The 23227-nt window shown below is 65.0% G+C and carries 24 protein-coding genes; 18 read left to right on the top strand and 6 right to left on the bottom strand.

Annotated features, from left to right (window positions below; translation table 11 throughout):
• The first annotated feature begins 15 nt into the window (after nt 1–15).
• The 8 genes from rpmJ to dsbD all read left to right on the top strand — a co-directional run bounded on the left by rpmJ (nt 16) and on the right by dsbD (nt 6129).
• Nucleotides 16–132 carry a 50S ribosomal protein L36 gene (gene rpmJ, locus CF70_RS24430; RefSeq protein ID WP_006160433.1) on the top strand — a complete coding sequence of 39 codons (117 nt, stop codon included), beginning with the start codon at nt 16–18 and terminating at the stop codon, nt 130–132.
• A 19-nt stretch (nt 133–151) separates the two neighbouring features.
• Nucleotides 152–517 carry a 30S ribosomal protein S13 gene (gene rpsM, locus CF70_RS24425; protein WP_006160431.1) on the top strand — a complete coding sequence of 122 codons (366 nt, stop codon included), beginning with the start codon at nt 152–154 and terminating at the stop codon, nt 515–517.
• 24 nt (nt 518–541) lie between these two features.
• Nucleotides 542–943 carry a 30S ribosomal protein S11 gene (rpsK, locus tag CF70_RS24420; RefSeq protein ID WP_006160430.1) on the top strand — a complete coding sequence of 134 codons (402 nt, stop codon included), beginning with the start codon at nt 542–544 and terminating at the stop codon, nt 941–943.
• 299 nt (nt 944–1242) lie between these two features.
• The gene (gene rpsD / locus CF70_RS24415) at nt 1243–1866 is read left to right on the top strand and encodes a 30S ribosomal protein S4 (RefSeq protein WP_035870746.1); all 624 of its coding nucleotides are present in this window, start codon (nt 1243–1245) and stop codon (nt 1864–1866) included.
• A 182-nt stretch (nt 1867–2048) separates the two neighbouring features.
• Nucleotides 2049–3029: a DNA-directed RNA polymerase subunit alpha gene (locus tag CF70_RS24410; RefSeq protein ID WP_006160428.1), complete on the top strand. Its 981-nt coding sequence runs from the start codon at nt 2049–2051 to the stop codon at nt 3027–3029.
• Between the two features lie 161 nt (nt 3030–3190).
• Complete coding sequence (rplQ, locus tag CF70_RS24405; protein ID WP_006160427.1) at nt 3191–3586, top strand: 50S ribosomal protein L17; 396 nt, start codon at nt 3191–3193, stop codon at nt 3584–3586.
• Between the two features lie 126 nt (nt 3587–3712).
• Complete coding sequence (cutA, locus tag CF70_RS24400) at nt 3713–4057, top strand: divalent-cation tolerance protein CutA (protein WP_035870744.1); 345 nt, start codon at nt 3713–3715, stop codon at nt 4055–4057.
• A 125-nt stretch (nt 4058–4182) separates the two neighbouring features.
• Nucleotides 4183–6129: a protein-disulfide reductase DsbD gene (dsbD, locus tag CF70_RS24395; RefSeq protein WP_035870806.1), complete on the top strand. Its 1947-nt coding sequence runs from the start codon at nt 4183–4185 to the stop codon at nt 6127–6129.
• A 24-nt stretch (nt 6130–6153) separates the two neighbouring features.
• Here the strand turns inward: dsbD and CF70_RS24390 are convergent, their stop codons facing one another.
• From CF70_RS24390 to yihA, 3 genes are all read right to left on the bottom strand, one after another.
• Nucleotides 6154–7476, bottom strand: a complete 1323-nt coding sequence (locus CF70_RS24390) for a magnesium transporter CorA family protein (protein WP_035870742.1) — start codon at nt 7474–7476, stop codon at nt 6154–6156.
• Nucleotides 7477–7486: 10 nt separating this feature from the next.
• Nucleotides 7487–8479, bottom strand: coding sequence for a porphobilinogen synthase (gene hemB, locus CF70_RS24385; protein ID WP_035870740.1), 993 nt, complete (start codon nt 8477–8479; stop codon nt 7487–7489).
• Between the two features lie 331 nt (nt 8480–8810).
• Entirely contained in the window at nt 8811–9557 is a 747-nt protein-coding gene (gene yihA / locus CF70_RS24380; protein ID WP_051648908.1) for a ribosome biogenesis GTP-binding protein YihA/YsxC, read from the bottom strand.
• A gap of 566 nt (nt 9558–10123) precedes the next feature.
• Here yihA and CF70_RS24375 point away from each other — a divergent pair.
• The 8 genes from CF70_RS24375 (at nt 10124) to msrQ (ending at nt 18268) form a co-directional block, all read left to right on the top strand.
• Nucleotides 10124–10783: a c-type cytochrome gene (locus CF70_RS24375; protein WP_035870737.1), complete on the top strand. Its 660-nt coding sequence runs from the start codon at nt 10124–10126 to the stop codon at nt 10781–10783.
• A 157-nt stretch (nt 10784–10940) separates the two neighbouring features.
• The gene (locus tag CF70_RS24370; RefSeq protein ID WP_035870735.1) at nt 10941–13121 is read left to right on the top strand and encodes a cytochrome c biogenesis protein ResB; all 2181 of its coding nucleotides are present in this window, start codon (nt 10941–10943) and stop codon (nt 13119–13121) included.
• A 45-nt stretch (nt 13122–13166) separates the two neighbouring features.
• A complete protein-coding gene (gene ccsB, locus CF70_RS24365; protein ID WP_152561907.1) occupies nt 13167–14342 on the top strand; it encodes a c-type cytochrome biogenesis protein CcsB in 1176 nt (391 codons plus the stop codon).
• A 151-nt stretch (nt 14343–14493) separates the two neighbouring features.
• Nucleotides 14494–14937: a lipoprotein gene (locus CF70_RS24360; protein ID WP_035870803.1), complete on the top strand. Its 444-nt coding sequence runs from the start codon at nt 14494–14496 to the stop codon at nt 14935–14937.
• A 24-nt stretch (nt 14938–14961) separates the two neighbouring features.
• Complete coding sequence (locus tag CF70_RS24355; RefSeq protein WP_035870731.1) at nt 14962–15507, top strand: RNA polymerase sigma factor; 546 nt, start codon at nt 14962–14964, stop codon at nt 15505–15507.
• Entirely contained in the window at nt 15504–16328 is an 825-nt protein-coding gene (locus CF70_RS24350; RefSeq protein WP_035870730.1) for an anti-sigma factor family protein, read from the top strand. Before CF70_RS24355 ends, CF70_RS24350 begins: the two co-directional genes overlap by 4 nt.
• A gap of 207 nt (nt 16329–16535) precedes the next feature.
• Nucleotides 16536–17537, top strand: a complete 1002-nt coding sequence (msrP, locus tag CF70_RS24345; RefSeq protein WP_035870728.1) for a protein-methionine-sulfoxide reductase catalytic subunit MsrP — start codon at nt 16536–16538, stop codon at nt 17535–17537.
• Nucleotides 17537–18268 (top strand): protein-methionine-sulfoxide reductase heme-binding subunit MsrQ, encoded by a 732-nt coding sequence (gene msrQ, locus CF70_RS24340; protein WP_051648906.1) that lies wholly within the window; start codon nt 17537–17539, stop codon nt 18266–18268. The genes msrP and msrQ overlap by 1 nt, the downstream gene beginning before the upstream one ends.
• A 139-nt stretch (nt 18269–18407) precedes the next feature.
• On the opposite strand, the gene lysA is transcribed toward msrQ, so the two are convergent.
• The gene (gene lysA, locus CF70_RS24335; protein WP_035870726.1) at nt 18408–19676 is read right to left on the bottom strand and encodes a diaminopimelate decarboxylase; all 1269 of its coding nucleotides are present in this window, start codon (nt 19674–19676) and stop codon (nt 18408–18410) included.
• Between the two features lie 2 nt (nt 19677–19678).
• Complete coding sequence (gene lptM / locus CF70_RS24330) at nt 19679–19930, bottom strand: LPS translocon maturation chaperone LptM (RefSeq protein ID WP_035870724.1); 252 nt, start codon at nt 19928–19930, stop codon at nt 19679–19681.
• Between the two features lie 198 nt (nt 19931–20128).
• On the opposite strand from lptM, the gene cyaY reads away from it, so the two are divergent.
• Nucleotides 20129–20464 (top strand): iron donor protein CyaY, encoded by a 336-nt coding sequence (cyaY, locus tag CF70_RS24325; RefSeq protein ID WP_035870721.1) that lies wholly within the window; start codon nt 20129–20131, stop codon nt 20462–20464.
• A 76-nt stretch (nt 20465–20540) separates the two neighbouring features.
• On the opposite strand, the gene CF70_RS24320 is transcribed toward cyaY, so the two are convergent.
• Nucleotides 20541–22913, bottom strand: a complete 2373-nt coding sequence (locus CF70_RS24320; protein WP_035870719.1) for a penicillin-binding protein 1A — start codon at nt 22911–22913, stop codon at nt 20541–20543.
• Between the two features lie 120 nt (nt 22914–23033).
• On the opposite strand from CF70_RS24320, the gene CF70_RS36240 reads away from it, so the two are divergent.
• Nucleotides 23034–23213, top strand: coding sequence for a hypothetical protein (locus tag CF70_RS36240; protein WP_152561905.1), 180 nt, complete (start codon nt 23034–23036; stop codon nt 23211–23213).
• Nucleotides 23214–23227 lie beyond the last annotated feature (14 nt).

Raw genomic sequence — 23227 nt, 5'->3', positions numbered from 1 at the left:
AGGAAGAGGAAAATCATGAAAGTGCTGGCTTCTGTTAAGCGCATTTGCCGCAACTGCAAAGTTATCAAGCGCAACGGTGTCGTGCGCGTGATCTGCTCGTCGGATCCCCGCCACAAGCAACGCCAAGGCTAATCGTAAAGAGGATTGACGAATGGCACGTATCGCAGGGGTTAACATCCCGAACCACAAGCATACCGAGATCGGCCTGACGGCTATTTACGGTATCGGCCGCTCGCGCGCCCGCAAGATTTGCGTGGCCACCGGCGTTCCCTTTGACAAGAAGGTCAAGGACCTGACCGACGGCGACCTGGAAAAGCTTCGTGACGAAGTAGCCAAGGCCACGGTTGAGGGTGACCTGCGTCGTGAAACCACGATGAACATCAAGCGTCTCATGGACCTTGGTTGCTATCGTGGCGTCCGTCACCGCAGGGGTCTCCCGATGCGCGGTCAGCGCACCCGCACCAACGCCCGTACCCGCAAGGGTCCGCGTAAGGCCGGCGTGGCTCTGAAGAAGTAAAGCCGAAGGCAGAGGAAGAAACTAATGGCAAAAGGTCCGAATAACGCCGCCCAGCGCGCGCGTAAGAAGGTCAAGAAGAACGTTGCCGACGGCATTGCGCACGTCCACGCTTCGTTCAACAACACCATCATCACGATCACCGACCGTCAGGGCAATGCTCTGGCGTGGGCAACCTCGGGTGGCCAGGGCTTCAAGGGTTCGCGTAAGTCGACTCCCTTCGCAGCTCAGGTCGCCGCCGAGAATGCCGGCCGCGTGGCGCAAGACCAGGGTATCAAGAACCTGGACGTGCGCATCAAGGGCCCCGGCCCTGGCCGTGAATCGGCTGTGCGCGCCCTGAACGCGCTCGGCATCAAGATCTCGATCATCGAAGACGTGACGCCGGTGCCGCACAACGGCTGCCGTCCGCCGAAGCGCCGTCGGATCTAAGTGCCGATGTGATACCCAGGCTGCAATCGGGGTCTTCCCCGTGTGCAGCCCGGTGTGGTAGCATCGCACGTTGACCTGCTGCATCTGTTTGCAGCAGGTTTTCGTTTTGCGTTTGCGCGATCGTCGTCGTTGTCGGTCGCCTGGCGCAGTAGTTAGCCATGCTTTTGCGCGTGCCCGAACGGGAGCGCGCTGGATAAGCCCACCGTCTGCCACTCATGCGCCCAATCATCCGGGGGCGGAGAAGGCGGACTCGCGGCGCGTCGAACAAGGCGCCGCGATCGATCAGGAAGGAAGATAAAGTGGCACGTTATATCGGCCCGAAGGCCAAACTATCCCGCCGTGAAGGTACTGACCTGTTCCTGAAGAGCGCGCGCCGCTCGCTTGCAGACAAGTGCAAGCTGGACAGCAAGCCGGGTCAGCACGGCCGCACCTCGGGTGCACGCACCTCCGACTATGGCAACCAACTGCGTGAAAAGCAGAAGGTCAAGCGTATCTATGGCGTACTCGAGCGCCAGTTCCGCCGCTACTTCGCTGAAGCCGACCGCCGCAAGGGCAACACCGGCGAAAAGCTGCTGCAACTGCTGGAATCGCGTCTGGACAACGTCGTGTACCGCATGGGCTTCGGCTCGACCCGCGCTGAAGCGCGCCAGCTGGTGTCGCACAAGGCGATCCTGCTGAACGGTCAAGCCCTGAACGTGCCGTCGGCGCAAGTCAAGGCTGGCGACGTCATCAGCATCCGCGAGCAGTCGAAGAAGCAAGTCCGTATCGCCGAAGCGCTGTCGCTGGCTGAGCAATCGGGTTTCCCGGCATGGGTTGCCGTGGACGCGAAGAAGTTCGAAGGCACATTCAAGCAAGTGCCGGATCGCGCCGATATCTCGGGTGACATCAACGAAAGCCTGATCGTCGAATTGTATTCGCGTTAATCACACGAATTCTGACCGACACCATCGAACGGCCAGGGGCTTGCGTTTCCCGCCAAGCTTCACTTTCAGCCCGACGCGCTGCCGCGCGTCGGGCTTATTGCCCATCGTGCGATGGGATTTTCAGGTTCCATACGTCAGCCTTATCGGTGTAACGAGCCGAGGGTATTGAAAAGGACAACCTAATGCAAACAGCACTACTCAAGCCTAAAATTATTGCCGTGGAGCCGCTCGGCGACCATCACGCCAAGGTCGTGATGGAGCCGTTCGAGCGTGGCTATGGCCATACGCTCGGTAACGCCCTGCGTCGCGTGCTGCTGTCGTCGATGGTCGGTTATGCCCCGACCGAAGTCACGATCGCTGGGGTGGTCCACGAGTACTCCACCATCGATGGCGTTCAGGAAGACGTAGTCAACCTGCTGCTCAATCTGAAGGGTGTGGTCTTCAAGCTGCACAACCGCGACGAAGTCACGGTGTCGCTGCGCAAGGAAGGCGAAGGCGTTGTGACCGCAGCCGATATCGAGCTGCCGCACGACGTCGAGATCATCAACCCCGGCCACGTGATCGCTCACCTGTCGGCCGGCGGCAAGCTGGACATGCAGATCAAGGTCGAACAAGGCCGTGGTTATGTCCCCGGCAACGTGCGCAAGTTTGGCGACGAAGCGGGCAAGGTCATCGGCCGCATCGTGCTGGACGCTTCGTTCTCGCCGGTGCGCCGCGTTTCGTACGCAGTCGAATCGGCTCGTGTGGAACAGCGTACCGATCTCGACAAGCTGGTGATGAACATCGAAACCGACGGCGTGATCTCGCCCGAGGAAGCGATTCGTCAATCGGCGCGCATCCTGGTTGACCAGTTGTCGGTGTTCGCCGCGCTGGAAGGTACCGAGTCGTCGGCGGAAGCCGCTTCGAGCCGTACCCCGCAGATCGATCCGATCCTGCTGCGCCCGGTGGACGATCTGGAGCTGACGGTGCGCTCGGCCAACTGCCTGAAGGCCGAAAACATCTACTACATCGGCGACCTGATCCAGCGCACCGAGAATGAGCTGCTGAAGACCCCGAACCTGGGTCGCAAGTCGCTCAATGAAATCAAGGAAGTGCTGGCTTCGCGTGGCCTGACCCTCGGCATGAAGCTCGAGAACTGGCCGCCCGCAGGGCTGGAGAAGTAATTTGCCTGGCGCGGCGGCGGGCTGGTCCCGTTGCCGTGCCGGTAATCCTGGCGACCGGCATGTGCCGGCCGCTCCAATAGACTACCGGCCCGCGCCGAACCGGGGAGCATCCCGGCCGAGCGATAGAAGAGCTGGTCAAACATTGCAATAAAGGAATCATCATGCGTCACCGTCATGGTTTGCGGAAACTGAACCGCACCTCGTCGCACCGTCTCGCGATGCTGCGCAACATGTCCAACTCGCTGTTCCAGCACGAGCTGATCAAGACCACCCTGCCCAAGGCCAAGGAACTGCGCAAGGTTGTCGAGCCCCTCATCACGCTGGCCAAGAAGGACACCGTTGCCAACCGCCGCCTGGCTTTCGCCCGTCTGCGCGACCGCGACATGGTTACCAAGCTGTTCAACGAACTGGGCCCGCGTTACAACGCTCGTCCGGGTGGTTACACCCGTATCCTGAAGTTCGGTTTCCGTCAGGGCGACAATGCGCCGATGGCGCTGGTCGAACTGGTGGATCGTCCGGAAATCACCGAAGCGCCGGCTGAAGAAGCGGGCGAATAAGGTCGATATCGTCCCGGCCGCCTGCGACCACTGGTCGCGGCGAGCCGCACGGACACCGCTTACAATCGAGCCAGGCTGCATGCCTGGCTCTTTTGTTTTCCGGGTCAGGTTTTTGAGGAAAGCGCGATGAGCGAGACGCTATTGGTAATGACGGTATTGCCCGATGCCGAATCCGCCGCACGTATGACCCGCGCAGTGCTGGAATCCAGGCTGGCAGCTTGCGTGAACCGGCTGGCGCCATGCGAGTCCGAGTACTGGTGGCGCGGCGAGATCGAAACCACCCAGGAATGGCCGCTGCTGATCAAGACTACGCAGGATCGCTATACGGCGCTTGAAGCCGCGATTCGCCTGGCGCACCCCTATGAGGTGCCGGAGATCGTGGCATTGCCGGTTGTGGCCGGCTTTGCGCCTTACCTGGCGTGGGTGGCGCAAGAGACGCGGACACCAGACGCTGACGATGACAGCGCGTAAGCACGCGCAAGGATGTCCGTTATTCGGCGGCTAACAGGTGATGCGGCCGAAACCGGCGCCGCGAGGCGTTCGAGGTACGGATATGACGAATGACAATTCAAGGATGGGGCATGGGTTTCGGAGTGATGTCGGGCGCTTTGCACCGCGGGTCGGCAGCGGGGTCGGTGCGGCATAGTGCCGCAGCGCGGCTCCTGATCTTGCTGCTCGCAGCATTGTGGCTGTGCCTCGGCGGCGCCGCGAATGCCGCCGACGATGACTTCCTGCCGCCGGACCAGGCCTTCCGTTTCGCGGCGCGGCAGGTCGACGCGCAGACCGTCGAAGTGCGCTTCGATATAGCCGATGGCTACTACCTCTACCGCGAGCGCTTTGCCTTCGCCGCGCAGCCGGACTTCGTCAAGCTTGGCGCTCCGGTATTCCCGCCGGGCAAGGTCAAGTTCGACGAGACTTTCGGCAAGGAGATGGAGACCTACCATGGTGGCGTGACTATCCGCGTACCGGTGGCGTCCGCGCCGGCGGACGGCAAATGGTCGCTGGTGGTGACTTCCCAGGGCTGTGCCGACAAGGGCCTGTGCTATCCCCCGATGGAGAGCGTTTTCAAAGTCGGCGGTGGTGTGCTCGACGGGCTGTTCGGCAAGCGGGCGCCGGCGGATTCCAGCAGCATCGGCAGCGGCCCGGGCGCCGAAAGCCGCGACGCGGCCGGGGCGGCGCCATCTGCCGGCCCCTCCCCTGCCCAACTGGCTGGGCCTGCCGACGAGAACGACCGCATTGCCGGGGCGCTGGCCAGCCGCAACCTCGGTGTGATTGCCGCACTGTTCTTCGGCCTTGGTTTGCTCCTGACCTTTACGCCGTGCGTGCTGCCCATGGTGCCGATCCTGTCGTCGATCGTGGTGGGTGAGCATGTCACGCGCGGCCGCGCTTTGCTGGTGTCGCTGTCGTATGTGCTAGGCATGGCGGTGGTTTACACCGCTGTTGGCGTGGCGGCCGGCCTGCTTGGCGAGGGCTTGTCCGCCGCGCTGCAGTCGCCATGGGTGCTGACGGCTTTCGCGCTGCTGATGGTGGCCTTGTCCTTATCCATGTTCGGCCTCTACGAACTGCAGCTGCCGCAACACTGGCAGACGCGGCTGACCGCTACGTCCAACCGCCGCCAGGGCGGGCAACTCGCCGGCGCCGCGGCCATGGGCGCGATCTCGGCGCTGATCGTCGGGCCGTGCGTGACGGCGCCGCTGGCCGGCGCGCTGGCCTACATCGCACGCACCGGCGATGCCGTAACCGGTGGCGGCGCGCTGTTCGCGATGGCGCTCGGCATGGGCGTGCCGCTGGTGCTGGTGGGCGTGGGCGCGGGCAACCTGCTGCCGCGTGCCGGACGGTGGATGGAAATGACCAAGCGCTTCTTCGGCTTCCTGCTGCTGGGCGTGGCGCTGTGGATGGTCAGCCCGGCGCTGCCGGCATGGGCGCTGATGGCAGGCTGGGCCGCGCTGCTGCTGGTGGGCGCGGTTTTCCTGAGCGCCTTCGAGTCACTCGGCCCCGAGGCGCATGGCCTGGCCAGGGTGGGCAAGGGCCTGGGCCTGCTTGCCGCGCTGGCGGGAGCCATCTTGCTGGTGGGGCTCGCGTCCGGTGGCCGGGATCCCTTGCAACCGCTGGCGCATCTTGGTGCAGGTCGCACCGCGCCAGACGCGGCGGCCAGCGACTCGACCACAGTGCGCTTTGAGCGGGTCCGCTCGGTAGCCGAACTCGACGCTCGCGTGGCGCAGGCCGCCGCCGCGGGCAAGCCCGTGCTGCTCGACTTCTATGCGGACTGGTGCGTGAGCTGCAAGGAGATGGAGCGCTTCACGTTCAGCGACGAGCGCGTGCGGACCCGGCTTGCCGGGGTGGTGATGCTGCAGGCGGACGTCACCCGGAACAACGCCGACGATCGGGCACTGCTCAAGCGCTTCGGCCTGTTCGGCCCGCCGGGCATCATCCTGTTCGGGCCTGACGGGCGCGAGCGGCCGGTTCGCGCAATCGGCTACCAACCCGCCGCCCGTTTCCTTGACACGCTGGCGCGCGCCCTGGGCGCCAAAGCTAGCATCTGACCCCCCGGCTTGCGCAGGCGTCGGCTAGCTTTTCTCCAGCCGGCGTCCCAGCCCCCACACCGCGGCCAGCACTACCGCCACCGCCCCCATCAGCCCGAGCGACCACCAGAAGCCCTGTGGCTCGCGCAGCCACGGCATGCGCTCGAAGTTCATGCCGAAGATACCGGTGATCAGCGTGAGTGGCATGAACAGCGCGGTGATCAGCGTCAGGGTGCGCATGGTGCGGTTGGTGCGATGCGCCACCGATGAAAAATGAATCTGCACCGCGGACTCGATCGAGTCCTCCAGCCGGCGCGCGTGCGCGAGCACGCGCGAGATGTGTTCCATCACGTCGTTGATGCGCACCAGCAAGGCATCGTCGCGGCCTGGCGCGTTTGCGGTTCCTTCGCTTTGCACGCTGTAACTGTTGTCGAGCAGGCTGTCGCGGAATTCCTGCAGCGCATCGTGCTGTTCCTCGCACAGGTGCTCCAGGCGCCGCAGTTCGATGCGGGCATCGAGCAAGCCTTCCCAGCTGGAGAAGCTGCGCCGGGCGTTTAGCAGCGCGCGTTGCCAACGGTCCAGCTGGCGCGTCAGGGGCGCGCGCAGGTCCAGGTAGCGGTCGACCATCGCGTTGAGCAGGCGCAGCATCAGGTCTTCCGGGCGCGTTGGCGGGCGGATGCCATGTACCAGCGCGGCGGCGTGCCCGTTGGGCCGGGTCTTCGAGGCGGACTGCGGCCGTGGCGCCTGGCATAGCTCAAGCAGGCGCTGGCGCACCTGGTCGAGTGTGCGAGACTGCGCCGGCCGGACCGTCAACAGCACATTGTCGAAGACAAAGAAAGTGACCGGCTGGGTATCGATTTTGGCCAGTGCAGGCAGAAAGCCTGGCGGGTAGCGGCGCGGCTTGGCCAGAGCCTGCGTTTTTGAAGCGGGCGGCTGGCTGGTTGTCGCGGTAGCGGAAACCGTAGTGGAAGCCGTGGAGGCCCCCGGGATTGCCGGCGATTCCGGTGCGGTGGCTGGCGCGGTTGCTGTCGTTCCGGACGCTGCCGCCGTTTCGCCGCCGGCCTCGGCAATCAGCCGGCTCGTTTCAAAGGTGAGCTTGCGGAAGATCACCATGTCGTAAGCATGCGTCGTATCGAAATACGAAGGATGCGACGGGTTGGTGGCATCGATCAGGTGCAGATCCAGCACCGGGGCGCCGGTCAGGGCCTGGACGCTGTCGCGCCAGGCCGTCGGCGCGGCGCTGACTTCCTCGATCGGCGTATCGACCCAGACGAAGCGGGCCGCCGCGTTACCCGCGAGAAAGTCGCGCGCCTCGTCGAGCGAGGCGAGCGGATGGACCTGACTGGCGGAAAAACCTAACAGCTGCATCCGGGCCGGTTCAGCGCGTGAGCAGGCGAGCAGCGTCGCGCGCGAAGTAGGTCAGGATGCCGTCGGCGCCGGCACGGCGGAAAGCCAGGAGCGACTCCATCATGACCTTGTCGTGATCCAGCCAGCCATTCTGGGCCGCCGCCTTGAGCATCGCGTACTCGCCGCTGACCTGGTAGGCGTAGGTGGGGAAACGGAACTCATCCTTCACTCGCCGCACGATATCCAGGTAAGGCATGCCGGGCTTGACCATCACCATGTCGGCGCCTTCCATGATGTCTTGCGCCACTTCGCGCAAGGCCTCGTCGGTATTGGCCGGGTCCATCTGGTAGGTCATCTTGTTGCCCTTGCCCAGGTTGGCCGCCGAGCCTACCGCATCCCGGAACGGGCCATAGAAGGCCGATGCGTACTTGGCCGAGTAGGCCATGATGCGCGTATGGATATGGCCGCCGTCCTCCAGCGCGGCGCGCACCGCGCCGATGCGCCCGTCCATCATGTCCGACGGCGCCACGATATCTACGCCGGCCGCGGCCTGTGTCAGCGCCTGCTTGACCAGGATCTCCACGGTGACGTCGTTGATCACATAGCCGTCTGCGTCCAGCACGCCGTCCTGGCCGTGGCTGGTGTATGGGTCCAGCGCCACGTCGGTCAGCACGCCGAGCTCGGGGAAGCGGTCTTTCAGTGCGCGCACGGCACGCGGGATCAGGCCGTCGGCATTGGTGGCCTCGATACCGTCGGGCGTCTTCAGGGCCGGATCGATCACCGGGAACAGCGCGATGACCGGGATGCCCAGCTTGACGCAATCCTCCGCCACCGGCAGCAGCAGGTCGACCGAGAGCCGCTCCACGCCGGGCATGGACGCCACGCTTTCACGCTGGTTGTGGCCGTCGACGATAAATACCGGGTAGATCAGGTTGTCCGGCGACAGGCGGTGTTCGCGCATCAGCCTGCGCGAGAAATCATCGCGGCGCATGCGGCGCGGACGGTACTCGGGGAAAGTGGACATGGCTTGAGGGAGAGAGTCTGAGGGAGTGCGGAATTCTGCCGGGCTGCTGGCGCGCGATGTGGCTGGCGAGTGATCCAGCAGGCCGCTTCGAAAGAAAAACTAAACTTTTGATCGTGCCCGCTATCATACTCGCGGACACTCTGCGTTGCGCTTGCGTGATGCAGCGTCCCCCGCTACTCCTCCCTGAGCGGGTACCCGCCCTCAACCGGTGGGAAAGTTCGCCCCCGTTGCTTGCAACGGGGTTTTTTTTGCCTGTTCGATTCGTGGGGATGCGCGGGTTCGCTATCGCGCCGCACCCGCAGGGGCGGGTACGCCAAGCGGGACTGGAAGGTCAGTTCGCGGCCGCGTCGGGCGGTGTGTCTTGCACAACCGCCGCCTGGCCGGGCTTTGCTTTTTCCTGCGGCGCGGCGGCGGACTCGCTGCCCGGCACCACGGGCGGCTGTGCTTCCGGCAGCGCCAGCCAGCCTGCCACCACGCGCTGGGCTTCCTCGATGCCGCGGCGCTTCAGGCTGGAGAACAATTGCGCTGTCAGGGCCACGGGCGTGTCGAGCTGTTCGGCGTAACCGGCCAGGATCTTGCGGGTTTCGCGCAGGGCCAGGGCATTTTCGCTGTTGGTCAGTTTATCGGCCTTGGTCAGCAACACGTGAATGGGCCGGCCCGTGGGCAGGAACCATTCAACCATCTGGCAATCCAGGTCGGTGAAGGGCCGGCGCGCGTCCATCATCAGCACCAGACCAGCCAGTTGCGAACGGGTCTGTACATAGTCGCTCAGCAGCGTCTGCCAATGGTACTTGGCCGATCCCGACACCTGCGCATAGCCATAGCCGGGCAGGTCGACCAGGAAGGCCAGCGGATCCGGCGCCTTGACCGGTGCGACCCCGAAGAAATTGATGTGCTGGGTGCGGCCCGGCGTGCGCGACGAGAAGGCTAGCCGCTTCTGGTTGCACAGGATGTTGATGGCGGTGGATTTGCCGGCGTTGGAGCGCCCGGCGAAGGCCACTTCCGGCACCGCCGTGGCAGGCAGGTCGCGCAGGTGGTTGACGGTAACGAAGAAGCGGGCCTGGTGTAGGAGGGACATGCGCGTGGGCGATGGGGCGGGTGGGGGCGGGGCGCCGCCTTGCATTTGGCGGGTCCGCCGGCGTCACCACGCCGATGTGAGTGAGGTGGGCGGCACATGCTGCCGCCTGGATGGCCGGGGCTGGCGTCTGGCCGCGTCGCGGCGCGCACATCCTCTATCCGGCACACGATTTATTGTACAATAACGCGGTTAACGGCCTCCCGATTAGGTGACGCGCGGCATCCTTGGCCTTGCGTTTATCTGAGCAGGAAGCTCTGCGTGTCCGTTCCATCGTGGTAGCAAGCCTGTCGTCTGGTCTGTTGCAGCGCCTGCATGGCGCAGCGGCAAGGGGGCCAGCCGGGGGTCTGGGTCTGCTACCGGGATATTCGCACGGTCTGCCGCTCTCGTTCGCATGGGGGCGGTGCCATTCGGCTCTCGCCTGGGCGTTTTTTGGCTTCAGCGGGGCTGGCGGTCCGTCGTGGTGAATTTCCGATGTCAAAGTACCAGCCCATGCGCGTCCTCACCGCGGGCAAGGTGCTGAACGGCGTGCCCCATGGATTTCAAAACAATTCAGACAAGGTGTGCGAATGAACCGCATTGCGAAACTTCTGGCTGTCGTGGCGCTGGCTCTGCCGGCCACTGCCATGACCGGTCTGGCATCTGCCGCAGAGCAGGCCGCCGCAAAGGCTGATCCGGCCAAGGGCGAAACCCTCTACACGCAAGGTGCCCCCGATCGCAATGTCCCGGCTTGCCTGAGTTGCCACGGCGCCAACGGCAACAGTGGCGGCGCCGCCAATCCGAAGCTGGCCGCCCAGCATCCGGAGTACGTGCACAAGCAGCTCGACGACTTCAAGGCCAAGACCCGCAGCAACGCCATCATGTCGCCCTACGCGGCAGCCTTGTCCGAGCAGGAAATGAAGGACGTCGGCGCCTACCTGGCCAAGCAGAGCCTGAAGCCTGCCACCGCCAAGAGCAAGGACACCATCGAAGCCGGCCAGAAGATCTACCGTGGTGGCATCGCCGCCAAGGGCGTGCCCGCTTGCGCGGCCTGCCACGGCCCCACCGCCGCCGGCATCCCGGCCCAGTATCCGCGCATCGGCGGACAATGGTCCGAATACACCGAGGCGCAACTGGTCGCGTTCCGCCAGGGCACCCGCAAGAACAATCCCGTGATGACCACCATTGCCGCCAAGATGTCGGATGCCGAGATCAAGGCCGTGGCCGACTACGTCGCAGGGATTCGCTAAGTCGTTCAGCGCCGGGTAGCCGGAGCGCCCACGCGGGCCTCGCCGTTGCGAGGTGGACCGCAGGGGTGCAACCAGGCAGCACGGCAACAATCGAAGAGGGTGGCCTGCGCAAGCATGTCCACCCTTTTTCATTTCAAGGCCGAGGGCCCCACTGCACATGTCGACCGCTTCCACGTCAGGACTGCACTTGAAGACTTCTCACCGCTTGCTGCGCGACGCGGTGGAACTGCTGTCCTCGATGCGTTTCGCCATCGCGTTGCTGACGGTCATCGCGATCGCCAGCGTGATCGGCACGGTACTCAAGCAGAACGAGCCCTATCCCAACTACGTCAACCAGTTCGGCCCCTTCTGGGCTGACCTGTTCCACACGCTGTCGCTGCAGAAGGTTTACGGCTCCTGGTGGTTCCTGCTGATCCTGGCCTTCCTGGTGGTCTCCACCTCACTGTGCCTGACGCGCAACGCGCCCAGGATGATCAAGGACATGCGTTCGTGGAAGGACCACGTACGCGAACGCAGCCTGCGCGCCTTCCATCACCGCGCCGAGTTCGATGCAGGCCGCCCGCGCGCCGATGCGGTGACGCGGCTCACTGCGCTGCTGGCCAATCGCGGTTATCGCATCAAGACCGTGCCCCATGACGGGGCCACCTTGCTGGCGGCCAAGGCGGGCGCGGCCAACAAGCTGGGCTACATCCTGGCGCACACCGCCATCGTGGTGATCTGCATCGGTGGGCTGCTCGACGGCGACATGCTGATCCGCGCCCAGATGTGGTTTGGCGGCAAGAGTCCGATTACCGGCAACGCCGTGATCAGCGACATTCCGCCGCAGCACCGCTTGTCGGTCAACAATCCCGGTTTTCGCGGCAATGCCTTCGTGCCCGAAGGCGCGACCGTCTCCACTGCCATCCTGAATATCTCGGAAGGTGCGCTGGTGCAGGACCTGCCGTTCAATATCACGCTGAAGAAATTTACCGTCGAGCATTACTCGACCGGCATGCCCAAGCTGTTCGCCTCCGATGTGGTCATCACCGACCGCACCACTGGCCGCAAGACCGAAGCCACGGTCAAGGTCAACGAACCGCTGGTGGTGGACGGCATTGCCATTTACCAGTCGAGTTTCGAGGATGGCGGCTCCAGGCTGAAGTTCGTCGGCTACCCGATGCAGGGCGGCAATGACAAGACCTTCACCTTCGCCGGTACGGTGGGCGCCAACTCGCCGCTGACCGGCACGGGCAGCGCCGCCGACGCCGAGGGGCTGACGGTCGAGTTCAGCGATTTCCGCCTGATGAATATCGAGAACGTCACCGACGCGTCGGGCAAGCCCGATGCCCGCGGCGTGGCGCGCAAATCGCTCAACGAGAAGCTGGAGTCCCACCTGGGCTCGGCGGTCAATCCTGATCGCGCGAAGGAACTGCGCAACGTGGGTCCGTCGGTGCAGTACAAGCTGCGCGACCGCAACGGCCAGGCGCGCGAGTTCAACAACTACATGGTGCCCGTGCAGCTCGATGGGCAGTCGGTCTTCCTTGCCGGCATGCGCGATTCGCCCAGCGAGCCGTTCCGTTACCTGCGCATCCCGGCCGACGAGCAGAACAGCGTAGCCGACTGGATGCGCCTGCGCGCCGCGCTGCAGGACCGCGCGCTGCGGGTCGAAGCGGCACGCCGCTTTGCCCTGGCCTCGATGCCGGGCGCGGATCGCGAGGTGTTGCGCGGCCAGCTTGCCGAGAGCGCCCTGCGCGCGCTTGATCTCTTCGCTGGCGCCGCACGAAGCAATCCGCAAGCGCCGCCTGGCGGCTTCACGGCAATTGCCGCCTTCCTGGAAAAGTCCGTGCCGCCGGCCGAGCAGCAGAAGGCCGCCGACGTGCTGCTGAAGATCCTCAACGGCTCGATGTGGGAACTCTGGCAGCTGGCGCGCGCGCAGGACAAGCTGCCGGTGGTGCCGAATAGTGCCCAGAGCGGCGCTTTCTTGCAGCAAGCCATCAATGCGCTATCCGACAGTTTCTTCTACACCGCGCCGGTCTTCCTGCAGCTCGACGACTTCACCGAGGTGAAGGCCAGCGTGTTCCAGATGACCCGTGCACCAGGGAAGAACATCGTGTATCTTGGCTGTCTGCTGCTGGTGCTGGGCGTGTTCTCGATGTTCTACATCCGCGAGCGCCGCGTCTGGCTGTGGGTCCGGGACCCGGCCGGCGGATCGGCCGGAAGCGAGGGCGGCGGTGCTGCCAGCCATGTGCTGATGGCCATGTCCACGCAGCGGCGTACACTGGATTTCGAGAAGGAATTTGTCGCTCTGCGCGACGATGTAGGCCGAGCCGCCGGCAATCTCGACGCGGCCGGCAATTAAGCAGGAACCAATATGTCCTCGAATGTGAATCAGGCCAGGCCGCCCATGCAGGCGAGCCCGGCTCCCGCCGGAGGCGCTGGCGGTGCGGAGCAGGCCTACCTGGAGCCGTCGTTCCTTCGCCGGCTGGGCTGGGTCGACTGGGTCTTTGCCTTGCTGCTGGCAGCGGGCGCGGGCTTCGCACTGGCACGCTACGGCGAGTGGATGAACGTCTACGACAAAGGCGTGCTGATTGCAGCGGTGCCCACCTTTGCGTTGCTGGGATGGCACTGGAAGCCGGTGCGGTTGCTGATGGTGCTGCTGGCGGCGCTGTCGCTGTTCGCGATCCAGCTCTACCAGGGCCAGCTGCCACGCGCCGAGCAGGCGTTCTTCCTCAAATACTTCCTGTCGAGCCAGTCGGCCATCCTGTGGATGAGCGCGCTGGTGTTCCTGTCCACCCTGTTCTATTGGGGCGGCCTGCTGGGGCGCTCGGAGACCGGGCTGCAGATCGGCAGCAAGATGGTGTGGGCCGCAGTGGTGCTGGGCTTCACCGGCATGCTGGTGCGCTGGTACGAGTCCTACCTGATCGGCGCCGACATCGGCCACATTCCTATCTCGAACCTGTACGAAGTATTTGTACTGTTCACGCTGATCACTTCCTTGTTCTACCTCTACTACGAAGGCCGCTACCAGACCCGCGCGCTTGGGCCATTCGTGATGCTGGTGGTGTCGGCGGCGGTCGGTTTCCTGCTGTGGTACACGGTCAGCCGCGATGCGAGCGAGATCCAGCCACTGGTCCCAGCCTTGCAGAGCTGGTGGATGAAGATCCATGTGCCGGCCAATTTCATCGGCTACGGCACCTTCGCCCTGGCCGCGATGGTCGCGATGGCTTACCTGTTCAAGGAGCGTGGCATCCTGGCCGAGCGCCTGCCCTCGCTCGAAGTGCTCGACGATGTGATGTACAAGGCGATTGCGGTGGGCTTCGCCTTCTTCACCATCGCCACTATCCTGGGCGCGCTTTGGGCGGCAGAAGCGTGGGGCGGCTACTGGAGCTGGGACCCGAAGGAAACCTGGGCGCTGATTGTCTGGCTCAACTATGCGGCCTGGCTGCACATGCGCCTGATGAAGGGTTTGCGCGGCACCATGGCGGCCTGGTGGGCATTGGTGGGTTTGCTGGTCACGACCTTCGCCTTCCTGGGCGTCAACATGTTCCTCTCGGGCCTGCATAGCTACGGCGAACTCTGATCCGGATGTTGCGACGCAATAAGAAAAACCTGCCCCGTCGGTCCGACGCGGCAGGTTTTTTTTCGTCCAGATGGAATAAAGCCGTCACATCCGGTGTTTACTGAAGGGACGGTGCCGGCTGGCGGCGCCGCATCGCATGGAGATCGACATCATGGCCCTTTCCCGTCCCTTCGCAGCCGCTTCTCTCGCATCGCTGTCCCGTCCCGCTGTTCTCGCGCTGGCGTCTGCCGCAGTGCTGCTGTCTGCCTGTTCTGGCATGGGCGGCATGGGTGGCAGCAGTGCGGGCAATATGCCGCCCACGGTGAAAGTCGCCGGCGGCGCGCTGACCGATCCCCAGGGCCTGACGCTCTACACCTTCGACCGTGACGCGGGTGGCAAGAGCGCTTGCAACGGTCCCTGCGCAACCAACTGGCCGCCCCTGATGGCGGCGCCCGGCACCAGTCCCACGGGGGACTACAGTGTCATCACTCGTGACGACGGCGCCAAGCAGTGGGCCTATCGCGGCAAGCCGCTCTATCGTTTCGCCAAGGATGCCAAACCGGGTGACCGCATGGGCGATAACTTCAACAACGTCTGGCACGTGGCCGCTCCCTGATCCGGGCGCGGGCAGCCTGACGGCATGGACGGCTTCGACCGCCAGTTGGTGGCGCTGGCGCCGCGCCTGCGGCGCCACGCCCGTGGCCTGACCGGGGATGCGGCATCGGCCGACGACCTGGTGCAGGACACGCTGGAACGCGCGCTGCGCTACCGCTGGCGCTTCCGGCTGCGCGCCGGCGCCTGGTGGGGCGACGGCGCGGATGGCCTGCTGTCCTGGCTGCTGACCATGATGCACCGGCTGCGCATCAATGCGTACCGGCGTGCCGATCTTGTGACCTTCACCGACACGCTTCCCGACGTACCCAGTGCTGCGCCGGAGCCCGCCTTGCGCCTGGACCTGGTACGGGCGCTGGCTCGCTTGCCCGAAGCCCAGCGCGCGGTCATGCTGCTGGTCGGCCTGGAGCAACTCACCTATGCCGAGGCGGCGCAGGTGCTGGAGGTGCCGGTGGGCACGGTGATGTCCCGCCTGGCACGCGCCCGCGAGCAGATGCGCCTGCTGATGGACGGAGCGTCCGAGGCGAACCCGCAGGCCTCTGGCCGGGCGGCCGGACTGCAGCGAGTCAAATGATGTCCCCAGTCAACGAAGCCGATCTCCACGCCTATGCCGATGGCCAGCTGGATCCCGCCCGCCGTGCCGAGGTGGAGGCGTACCTGGCCGCCTATCCCGATGCCGGAGAGAAGGTCGGTAGCTGGCGGCGGCAGGCAAGTGAACTGCATGCTGCGTTCGACGGCGTGCTCAATGAACCTGTACCGCTGAATGCACTTCCGTCCCGGCTGCGCGGCGGCGCCGCTGATCGGGTGCGCGGCACGGCGGGGTGGGGCATGGCACTGGCGGCCAGCATGGCTTCGCTGGCTCTGGGCGGCGCGATCGGCTGGTTCGCCCATGGGCGCACGGACACCCTGGCGGCGCGCGTCCCCTCGGTGGAGCGCTTCGCGCGCGAAGCGCTGGCCAGCCACGTGGTGTACGCACCTGAAGTGCGCCACCCGGTCGAGGTGGCCGCTACCGATGAAGCCCATCTGGTGGCCTGGTTGTCAAAGCGGCTCGGCGCGCCCTTGCGGGTCCCCGATCTGCGCACCCAGGGATTCCACCTGATTGGCGGGCGCCTGGGCGTCGCCGAGGGCGGGCCGTCGGCCATCCTGATGTATGAGACCGACGATGGAACCCGATTGTCGCTGCAGTTACGGCACATGGCACGGGATACGCCGGACACCGGCTTCCGGCTGGAGCGGATGGGCACGGGACCGGGAGATCGTCCGGCCGCCGCCGCAGGCACCATGGCTTTCTATTGGGTGGACCGGGATATCGGCTTCGCGCTGGCCGGACCGCTTGAGAGGGCGCCGCTGCTGGCGCTGGCGCAGTCCGTCTACCGGCAATACCAAGGCGGCTGAGGCCGCCAGCCATGCTGTGCGGTCTGGCCGGACACCCTGCCTGAAAAAGGCCCCGGGTGCAGGCGTGGCGCCCTGGCAAAAAAAGATGTCAGGATTCGCGTGCGCCATCCGACTCAGGCCGGAGTCCAATCGTGCACGCGGGGCTGTCAAGGGCCAGGCACGAACGGCGGATCGATTTTTACCCATGGCATGCAACGAGGAACAACGATGCTGATTCCCTCTCCCAAGTGGCTGCGCGGCGACGATATTGCCGCCAGCGAGATCACCCCGCGCAGTGTGTTCGAGTCACGTCGCCGGCTATTGGCCATGGCGGCCGCGGGGGCTGCCGGGAGTATGCCGGCCCCGTGGTTCGCGCGCGATGCGCTGGCCCAGGCCCCGCGCGGCCAGAAGCTGCCGGCCGCGCCCAACAATGCCTACGTAGTGACGGAAAAGCGTACGCCGTACGAGGACGTCACCACGTACAACAACTACTACGAGTTCGGCACCGACAAGTCGGACCCCGCGCGCAACGCCGGTACGCTGCGCACGCGTCCATGGCAGGTTGCCATCGAAGGCCTGGTGAAGAAGCCCAAGGTCTACGATATCGACGAGCTGGTGCGCCTGATGCCGATGGAAGAGCGGGTCTACCGGCTGCGCTGCGTAGAAGGCTGGTCGATGGTGATTCCCTGGAGCGGCTATTCCCTGGCCGAACTGATTCGTCGCGTTGAGCCGCAAGCCGGCGCGAAGTATGTGGAATTCGTCACGCTCAACGACAAGAAGCAGATGCCTGGCGTCAGCGCTCGCGTGCTGGAATGGCCCTACACCGAGGGCCTGCGCATGGACGAGGCGATGCATCCGCTGACCTTGCTGGCCTTTGGCCTCTACGGCGAGGTGCTGCCCAACCAGAACGGTGCGCCGGTGCGCGTGGTGGTCCCCTGGAAGTATGGTTTCAAAAGTGCCAAGTCCATCGTCAGGATCCGCTTTGTCGACAAGCAGCCCAGCACCAGCTGGAACCTGGCTGCGGCACAGGAGTACGGTTTCTATTCCAATGTCAATCCGGACGTGGACCATCCCCGCTGGAGCCAGGCCACGGAGCGCCGCATCGGCGAAGACAAGGGCGGCGGCTTTGGCGCGTTGTTCGCGCCCAAGCGCAAGACGCTGCCTTTCAACGGCTATGGCCAGCAAGTGGCGTCGCTGTACCAGGGCATGGACCTGAGGAAGTTCTTCTGATGGCCCCACAGGATCTCTCGCCGCCGCGCCCGGGTGCACCGGCCGCCGGCGCACGCCCGGCACGGGCGAGCGGGCAGCCTGGTCTAGCGACGCTCCCGCCAGGGCGTGTGCGCACGGTCAAGCTGGCCGTGTGGCTGCTCGCCATGCTGCCGTTCCTGCGCTTGCTTTACCTCGGTTTTACCGACCAGTTCGGCGCCAATCCGCTGGAGTTCGTCACGCGCTCGACCGGTACCTGGACCCTAGTGATGCTGTGCGTCACGCTGGCGGTCACGCCGCTGCGCCGTTTCACCGGCTGGAACTGGCTGATTCGCTTGCGGCGCATGCTCGGGCTGTTCGCCTTCTTCTACGCGCTGCAGCATTTCCTGCTGTGGCTTGGCGTGGACCGTGGCTTCGATGTCGCGTACATGGTCAAGGACATCGCCAAGCGGCCGTTCATCACGGTGGGTTTCGCCGCCTTCGTGCTGATGATTCCTCTGGCGGCAACCTCCGCCAATGCCATGGTCAAGCGCCTGGGCGGGAAGCGGTGGCAATGGCTGCACCGTTCCGTGTACGCCGTCGCCGTGCTGGCCATCATGCACTACTGGTGGCACAAGTCCGGCAAGCATGATTTCGGCACGGTTTCGGTCTACGCCGCAGTGGTGTTCGGGCTGCTGGCGATGCGTGCCTGGTGGTGGCGCAAGTCCGTGGCACAGCCACCAGAGCGCAGAGCACGCGTCAGAGATAGAGCGTGATCTGCGCCCCCGGCCGGATGGGGTGGCGGCACGGCTTTGGGCAGTCTGCTGCCGTTGGCATAGCGATGGTCGAGTTGCGCCGCGCCCGTGCCGCCCGCCTAGGATCAGGAGGCTGCCGGGCACAGGGCTGGGCGGGTGCTTAGCCTTGCAGCAGGCGCTCGTCGCGGAACAGGTCTTCCACGCGCTCGCGGCCGCGCACCAGGTGCACGTCGTCGCCGTCGACCATCACTTCGGCCGCGCGAGGGCGGGTGTTGTAGTTGGAGCTCATGACAAAGCCATAGGCGCCGGCCGACATCACTGCGAGCAAGTCGCCCGGCTGCACCGCCAGTGCGCGGTCGCGGCCAAGCCAGTCGCCGGATTCGCACACGGGGCCCACCACGTCGTAGGTCAGGGCCGCGGCTTGCGCCGCCTCGCGCAGTTGCACGGGTTCGATGCGGTGATAGGCCTCGTACATGGCGGGGCGGGCCAGGTCGTTCATGGCCGCATCGACGATGCAGAAGTTCTTGGCGGCGCCCGGCTTGAGGAACTCGACCTGGGTCAGCAGCACGCCGGCGTTGCCCACCAGCGAGCGGCCCGGCTCGAACAGCACCTCGCGATGGCCATGGCCGCGCTCGGCTACGCGGTCCAGCAACGTGCGGGCAAAGCCGGTAATGTCCGGCGGCGTTTCATCGTCATAGGTGATGCCAAGGCCACCGCCCACGTCGATGTGCTCGAGCTTGATGCCTTCGCGCTCGAGCGCTTCCACCACGTCCAGCACCTTGTCCAGCGCTTCCAGGTAGGGCGCTACCTCCGTGATCTGCGAGCCGATATGGCAGTCGATACCCGCCACTTCCAGGTGGGGCAGCGCCGCGGCGGCGCGGTAGGTGGGCAGCACGTCCTCGAACGCCACGCCAAACTTGTTGCCCTTCAGCCCGGTGGAGATATATGGATGCGTCTTGGCATCCACATCCGGATTGATGCGCAGCGATACGCGCGCGCGCTTGCCCAGCCGGCCGGCCACGGCATTGAGGCGGTCCAGCTCGGGGATCGACTCGACATTGAACGACAGCACATCGTGCGTCAGCGCCAGTTCCATCTCGGCAGCGGTCTTGCCCACCCCCGAGAACACCACCTTGCGCGGATCTCCGCCCACTGCCAGCACGCGCTGCAGCTCGCCACCGGAGACGATGTCGAAGCCGGCGCCGAGCCTGGCAAAAACCTGCAGCACGGCCAGGTTCGAGTTGGCCTTCATGGCGTACTGCACGCGCGCGCGGCGCCCCTGGCACGCCGCGGCGTAGGCCTGGTAGGCGGCAGTCAGCGCGGCGCGCGAGTAGACATAGGTGGGGGTGCCGTATTCGGCGGCGATGCGCGCGAGCGGCACGTGCTCGACGGCTAGCGCGCCGTCGTGGCGATGGAAGAAGGCGTTCATGGTTATTTGGCGGTGGGGGTGGCGGCCGGCACTGCAACCGGTGCCGTGGCGGACGCCGCTGCCGGTGCGGTGCCCTGGATGGCCGCCGGATTCGGGACGGCCGGATTGGCCAGGCCGGGATCCGGTACGCCGGGCTGGGCCGGTGCGGGAGGCTGCTTGGGCATTGTCAGCGGGCCGCGGATGCCACATCCGGACAACAGGGGCATCGCAAGGCTGGCGGCAATCGCCGATACAATCGCAACACGACGCAACATCGGGTCGTCCTTACTTAAAGAGTCCAAGAGGCTAAAAGAGTCCAACGAGACGTCCAGAGTCGTCCCGGACGGTCCCGGGCAGTCCCTCAAGCGGGGGCGGCGGGACCAACGGAAATACGAAGTACTTTTTCAATACGCTACTGGCCGAATGCCGCGGAATGCTGCAAATGGCGCTGGCCGGCGGCCTTGGAGTTTAGCATGCCCCCCATGAGTGAAAGTGAGTTCCTGGCGCTGGCCCAGCAAGAGCTGGACCGGCTGGAGAGCGCGGTGGAAACCGCCGCCGACGCGGCCGACGCAGATATCGAGATCAACCGTGCCGGCAACCTCATCGAGCTCGAGTTCGAGGACGGTTCCAAGATCATCGTCAACAGCCAGGCGCCGATGCAGGAGCTGTGGGTGGCCGCGCGCGCGGGCGGATTCCATTTCCGCCACGATGGCCAGCGCTGGATCGATACGCGCGGCGGCGGCGAGCTGTATGCGGCACTGTCCGGCTACGTGAGCCAGCAGGCCGGGATCGCCCTGACACTGGCCTGAGCGCGGCGCCCAGGCGCGAAAAAGCCGGCTCGAAGGCCGGCTTTTTCGTTGGCGGTGAAGCCTCCCACGACGGGGATCAGCCGCCGCCAAACATTTCCAGGATGCGCTTCTTCTCGGCCTCGGTATCGGCCGGCGATTGCGTGCTCTCGTCCGGTTTGCCCGGCCACGGATCGCCCAGGCCAACCGAAGCCACGCCGGCGCCGCCCGCGTTTTCCTCGAAGGTCCAGTCGCCGCCGACCGTGACCACGCCTTCCGGGGGCTGGCGTTCGGGGATTTCCGGCACACCCTTGAGCATCTTGCCCATGTAGCTCACCCAGATCGGCAGCGCGAGGCCACCGCCGGTCTCGCGCACGCCCAGGCTCTTGGGCTGGTCGTAGCCCATCCAGGCGATCGCCACCAGCTTGGGCGTATAGCCGGCGAACCAGGCATCCACGGCGTCGTTGGTGGTGCCGGTCTTGCCGGCCAGGTCGTTGCGGCCAAGACGTTGCTTGGCGCTGTTCGCCGTGCCGGAGCGCACTACCTCACGCAGCATGGTGTCGGCGATAAAGGCGGTGCGGGCATCCAGCACGCGTACCGCATCCGCGCCGGCGCGCTGGGGCTTGGTTTCGGAGAGCACATTGCCGCGCGCATCGACCACCTTCTGGATCAGGTAGGGATTGACGCGGTAGCCGCCGTTGGCAAAGACGGAGTAGGCGCCAGCCATCTGCAGCGGGGTGACGCTGCCGGCGCCCAGCGCCATCGGCAGGTAAGCCGGGTGCTTTTCGGCGTCAAAGCCAAAGCGCGTGATGTAGTCCTGGGCGTACTGGGTGCCGATGGCGCGCAGGATGCGCACCGACACCAGGTTCTTGGACTTGGCCAGCGCGCGGCGCATGGTCATCGGGCCTTCGAACTTGCCGTCATAGTTCTTCGGCTCCCACACCTGGCCGCCGTTGTCGCTGATCGAGAGCGGCGCGTCGTTGATCACGGTGGCGGGCGAGAATCCTTTTTCCAGTGCCGCCGAGTAGATGAATGGCTTGAAGCTCGATCCCGGCTGGCGCCAGGCTTGCGTCACATGGTTGAACTTGTTGCGGTTGAAATCGAAGCCGCCGACCATCGCGCGGATCTCGCCGTCTTCCGGATTGAGCGAGATAAAGGCCGCGGATACTTCAGGCAACTGCGTGACCGTCCACGCGCCTTTCTCGTCCTGCGTCACGCGGATGATCGCGCCCGGCCGGATCTTGGCCTTGGGCTGCGCGTTGGCCGCGAGTGACGGTGCGATGAATCGCAGCGCCTGGCCTTCGATGGTGGCGACTTCACCCGACAGCAGCGTGGCCTGCACCTGCTTGGCGGTCACGCTGGTGACCACGGCCGAGCGCAGGTCGTCGCTGCCCGGGTGCTCCTCCAGTGCGTCGTCGATGGCCTGCTCGCGCTCGTCCGCGCTGGCGGGCAGGTCGATAAACGCCTCAGGCCCGCGGTAGCCGTGGCGGCGCTCGTAATTCATGATGCCCGAGCGCACGGCCTCATAGGCGGCGTCCTGGTCGGTCTTGTTGAGCGTGGTGTAGACGGTCAGGCCGCGGGTGTAGGTTTCCTCGCGGTATTGCGCATACATAAGCTGGCGCACGATTTCGGCGACGTACTCGGCATGCGTGGAGAACTCATTGCCTTCGCCGCGCACCTTCAGTTCTTCGTGGAGAGCCTGGTCGTACTGCTCGGGCGTGAGGTAGCGCAGGTCGCGCATGCGCTGCAGGATGTATTCCTGGCGTACCTTGGCGCGTTTCGGGTTGACCACCGGGTTGTAGGCCGAGGGCGCCTTGGGCAGGCCGGCCAGCATGGCGGCCTCGGCCGGCGTCACGTCCTTTATCGACTTGCCGAAATACACACGTGCCGCGCTGGCGAAGCCATAGGCGCGCTGCCCCAGGTAGATCTGGTTCATGTAGAGCTCGAGGATCTGGTCCTTCGAGAGGTTGGCCTCGATCTTGTAGGCCAGCAGCATTTCATACAGCTTGCGGGTGTAGGTCTTCTCGCTGGAGAGGAAGAAGTTGCGCGCCACCTGCATGGTGATCGTGGACGCACCCTGCGACAGCCCGCCGCGCAGGTTGGCGAGCCCCGCGCGTAGCACGCCGACGAAGTCGACCCCGCCGTGTTCGTAGAACCGGTCGTCCTCGATGGCCAGCACCGCCTTCTTCATCACGTCGGGTATTTCGGTAATCGGCACGAAATTGCGCCGTTCCTCGCCGAATTCGCCAATCAGCACGTTATCCGCGGTATAGATTCGCAATGGAATCTTCGGCCGGTAGTCAGTGATGGTATCCAGCGACGGCAGGTTGGGCGCGGCCACCAGCAGCGCATATCCCACCAGCAGCGCCACCGCCACGATCCCGGCCACCAGCAGGCCCAGGGCCCAAAAGGTCAGCCGCATCCAGATCGGACGCCGGGCGGGTAGGGCAGGCTTTTGTTGTGCTGTGGCCATAAGGGAAATACCTAGTTAGAGGTGCCGGGATTATATCTCCCGGGATCTGCGGGGCCCGGCGCGTTGTGGCGTGCGCGCCGCTATCGCGCTGTTACAAGATGTAATGGGGTTGAGATCTGCATGAAACGAAAAGATGAGCGGATCGGGGGAGGAGCAGGGCTACCGTGGGATTTTGGCAACGCTTTGCAAGGGGCGCTCATTAAAAGCAATCGTGGTCAAACCGGCACATTGCCAGCGCCCCGATTTTTGGTGAGAATCCACCAACCAAAAGAGCAAAACGTTTCATCCAAGAAACAATAAAGACTCGCCAAATT

Origin of the sequence: Cupriavidus sp. SK-3, assembly GCF_000611145.1 — a bacterium.
GTDB lineage: Bacteria > Pseudomonadota > Gammaproteobacteria > Burkholderiales > Burkholderiaceae > Cupriavidus.
Note: the sequence above shows the minus strand (reverse complement) of the source record. Positions and strands in the feature narration are given on the sequence as shown.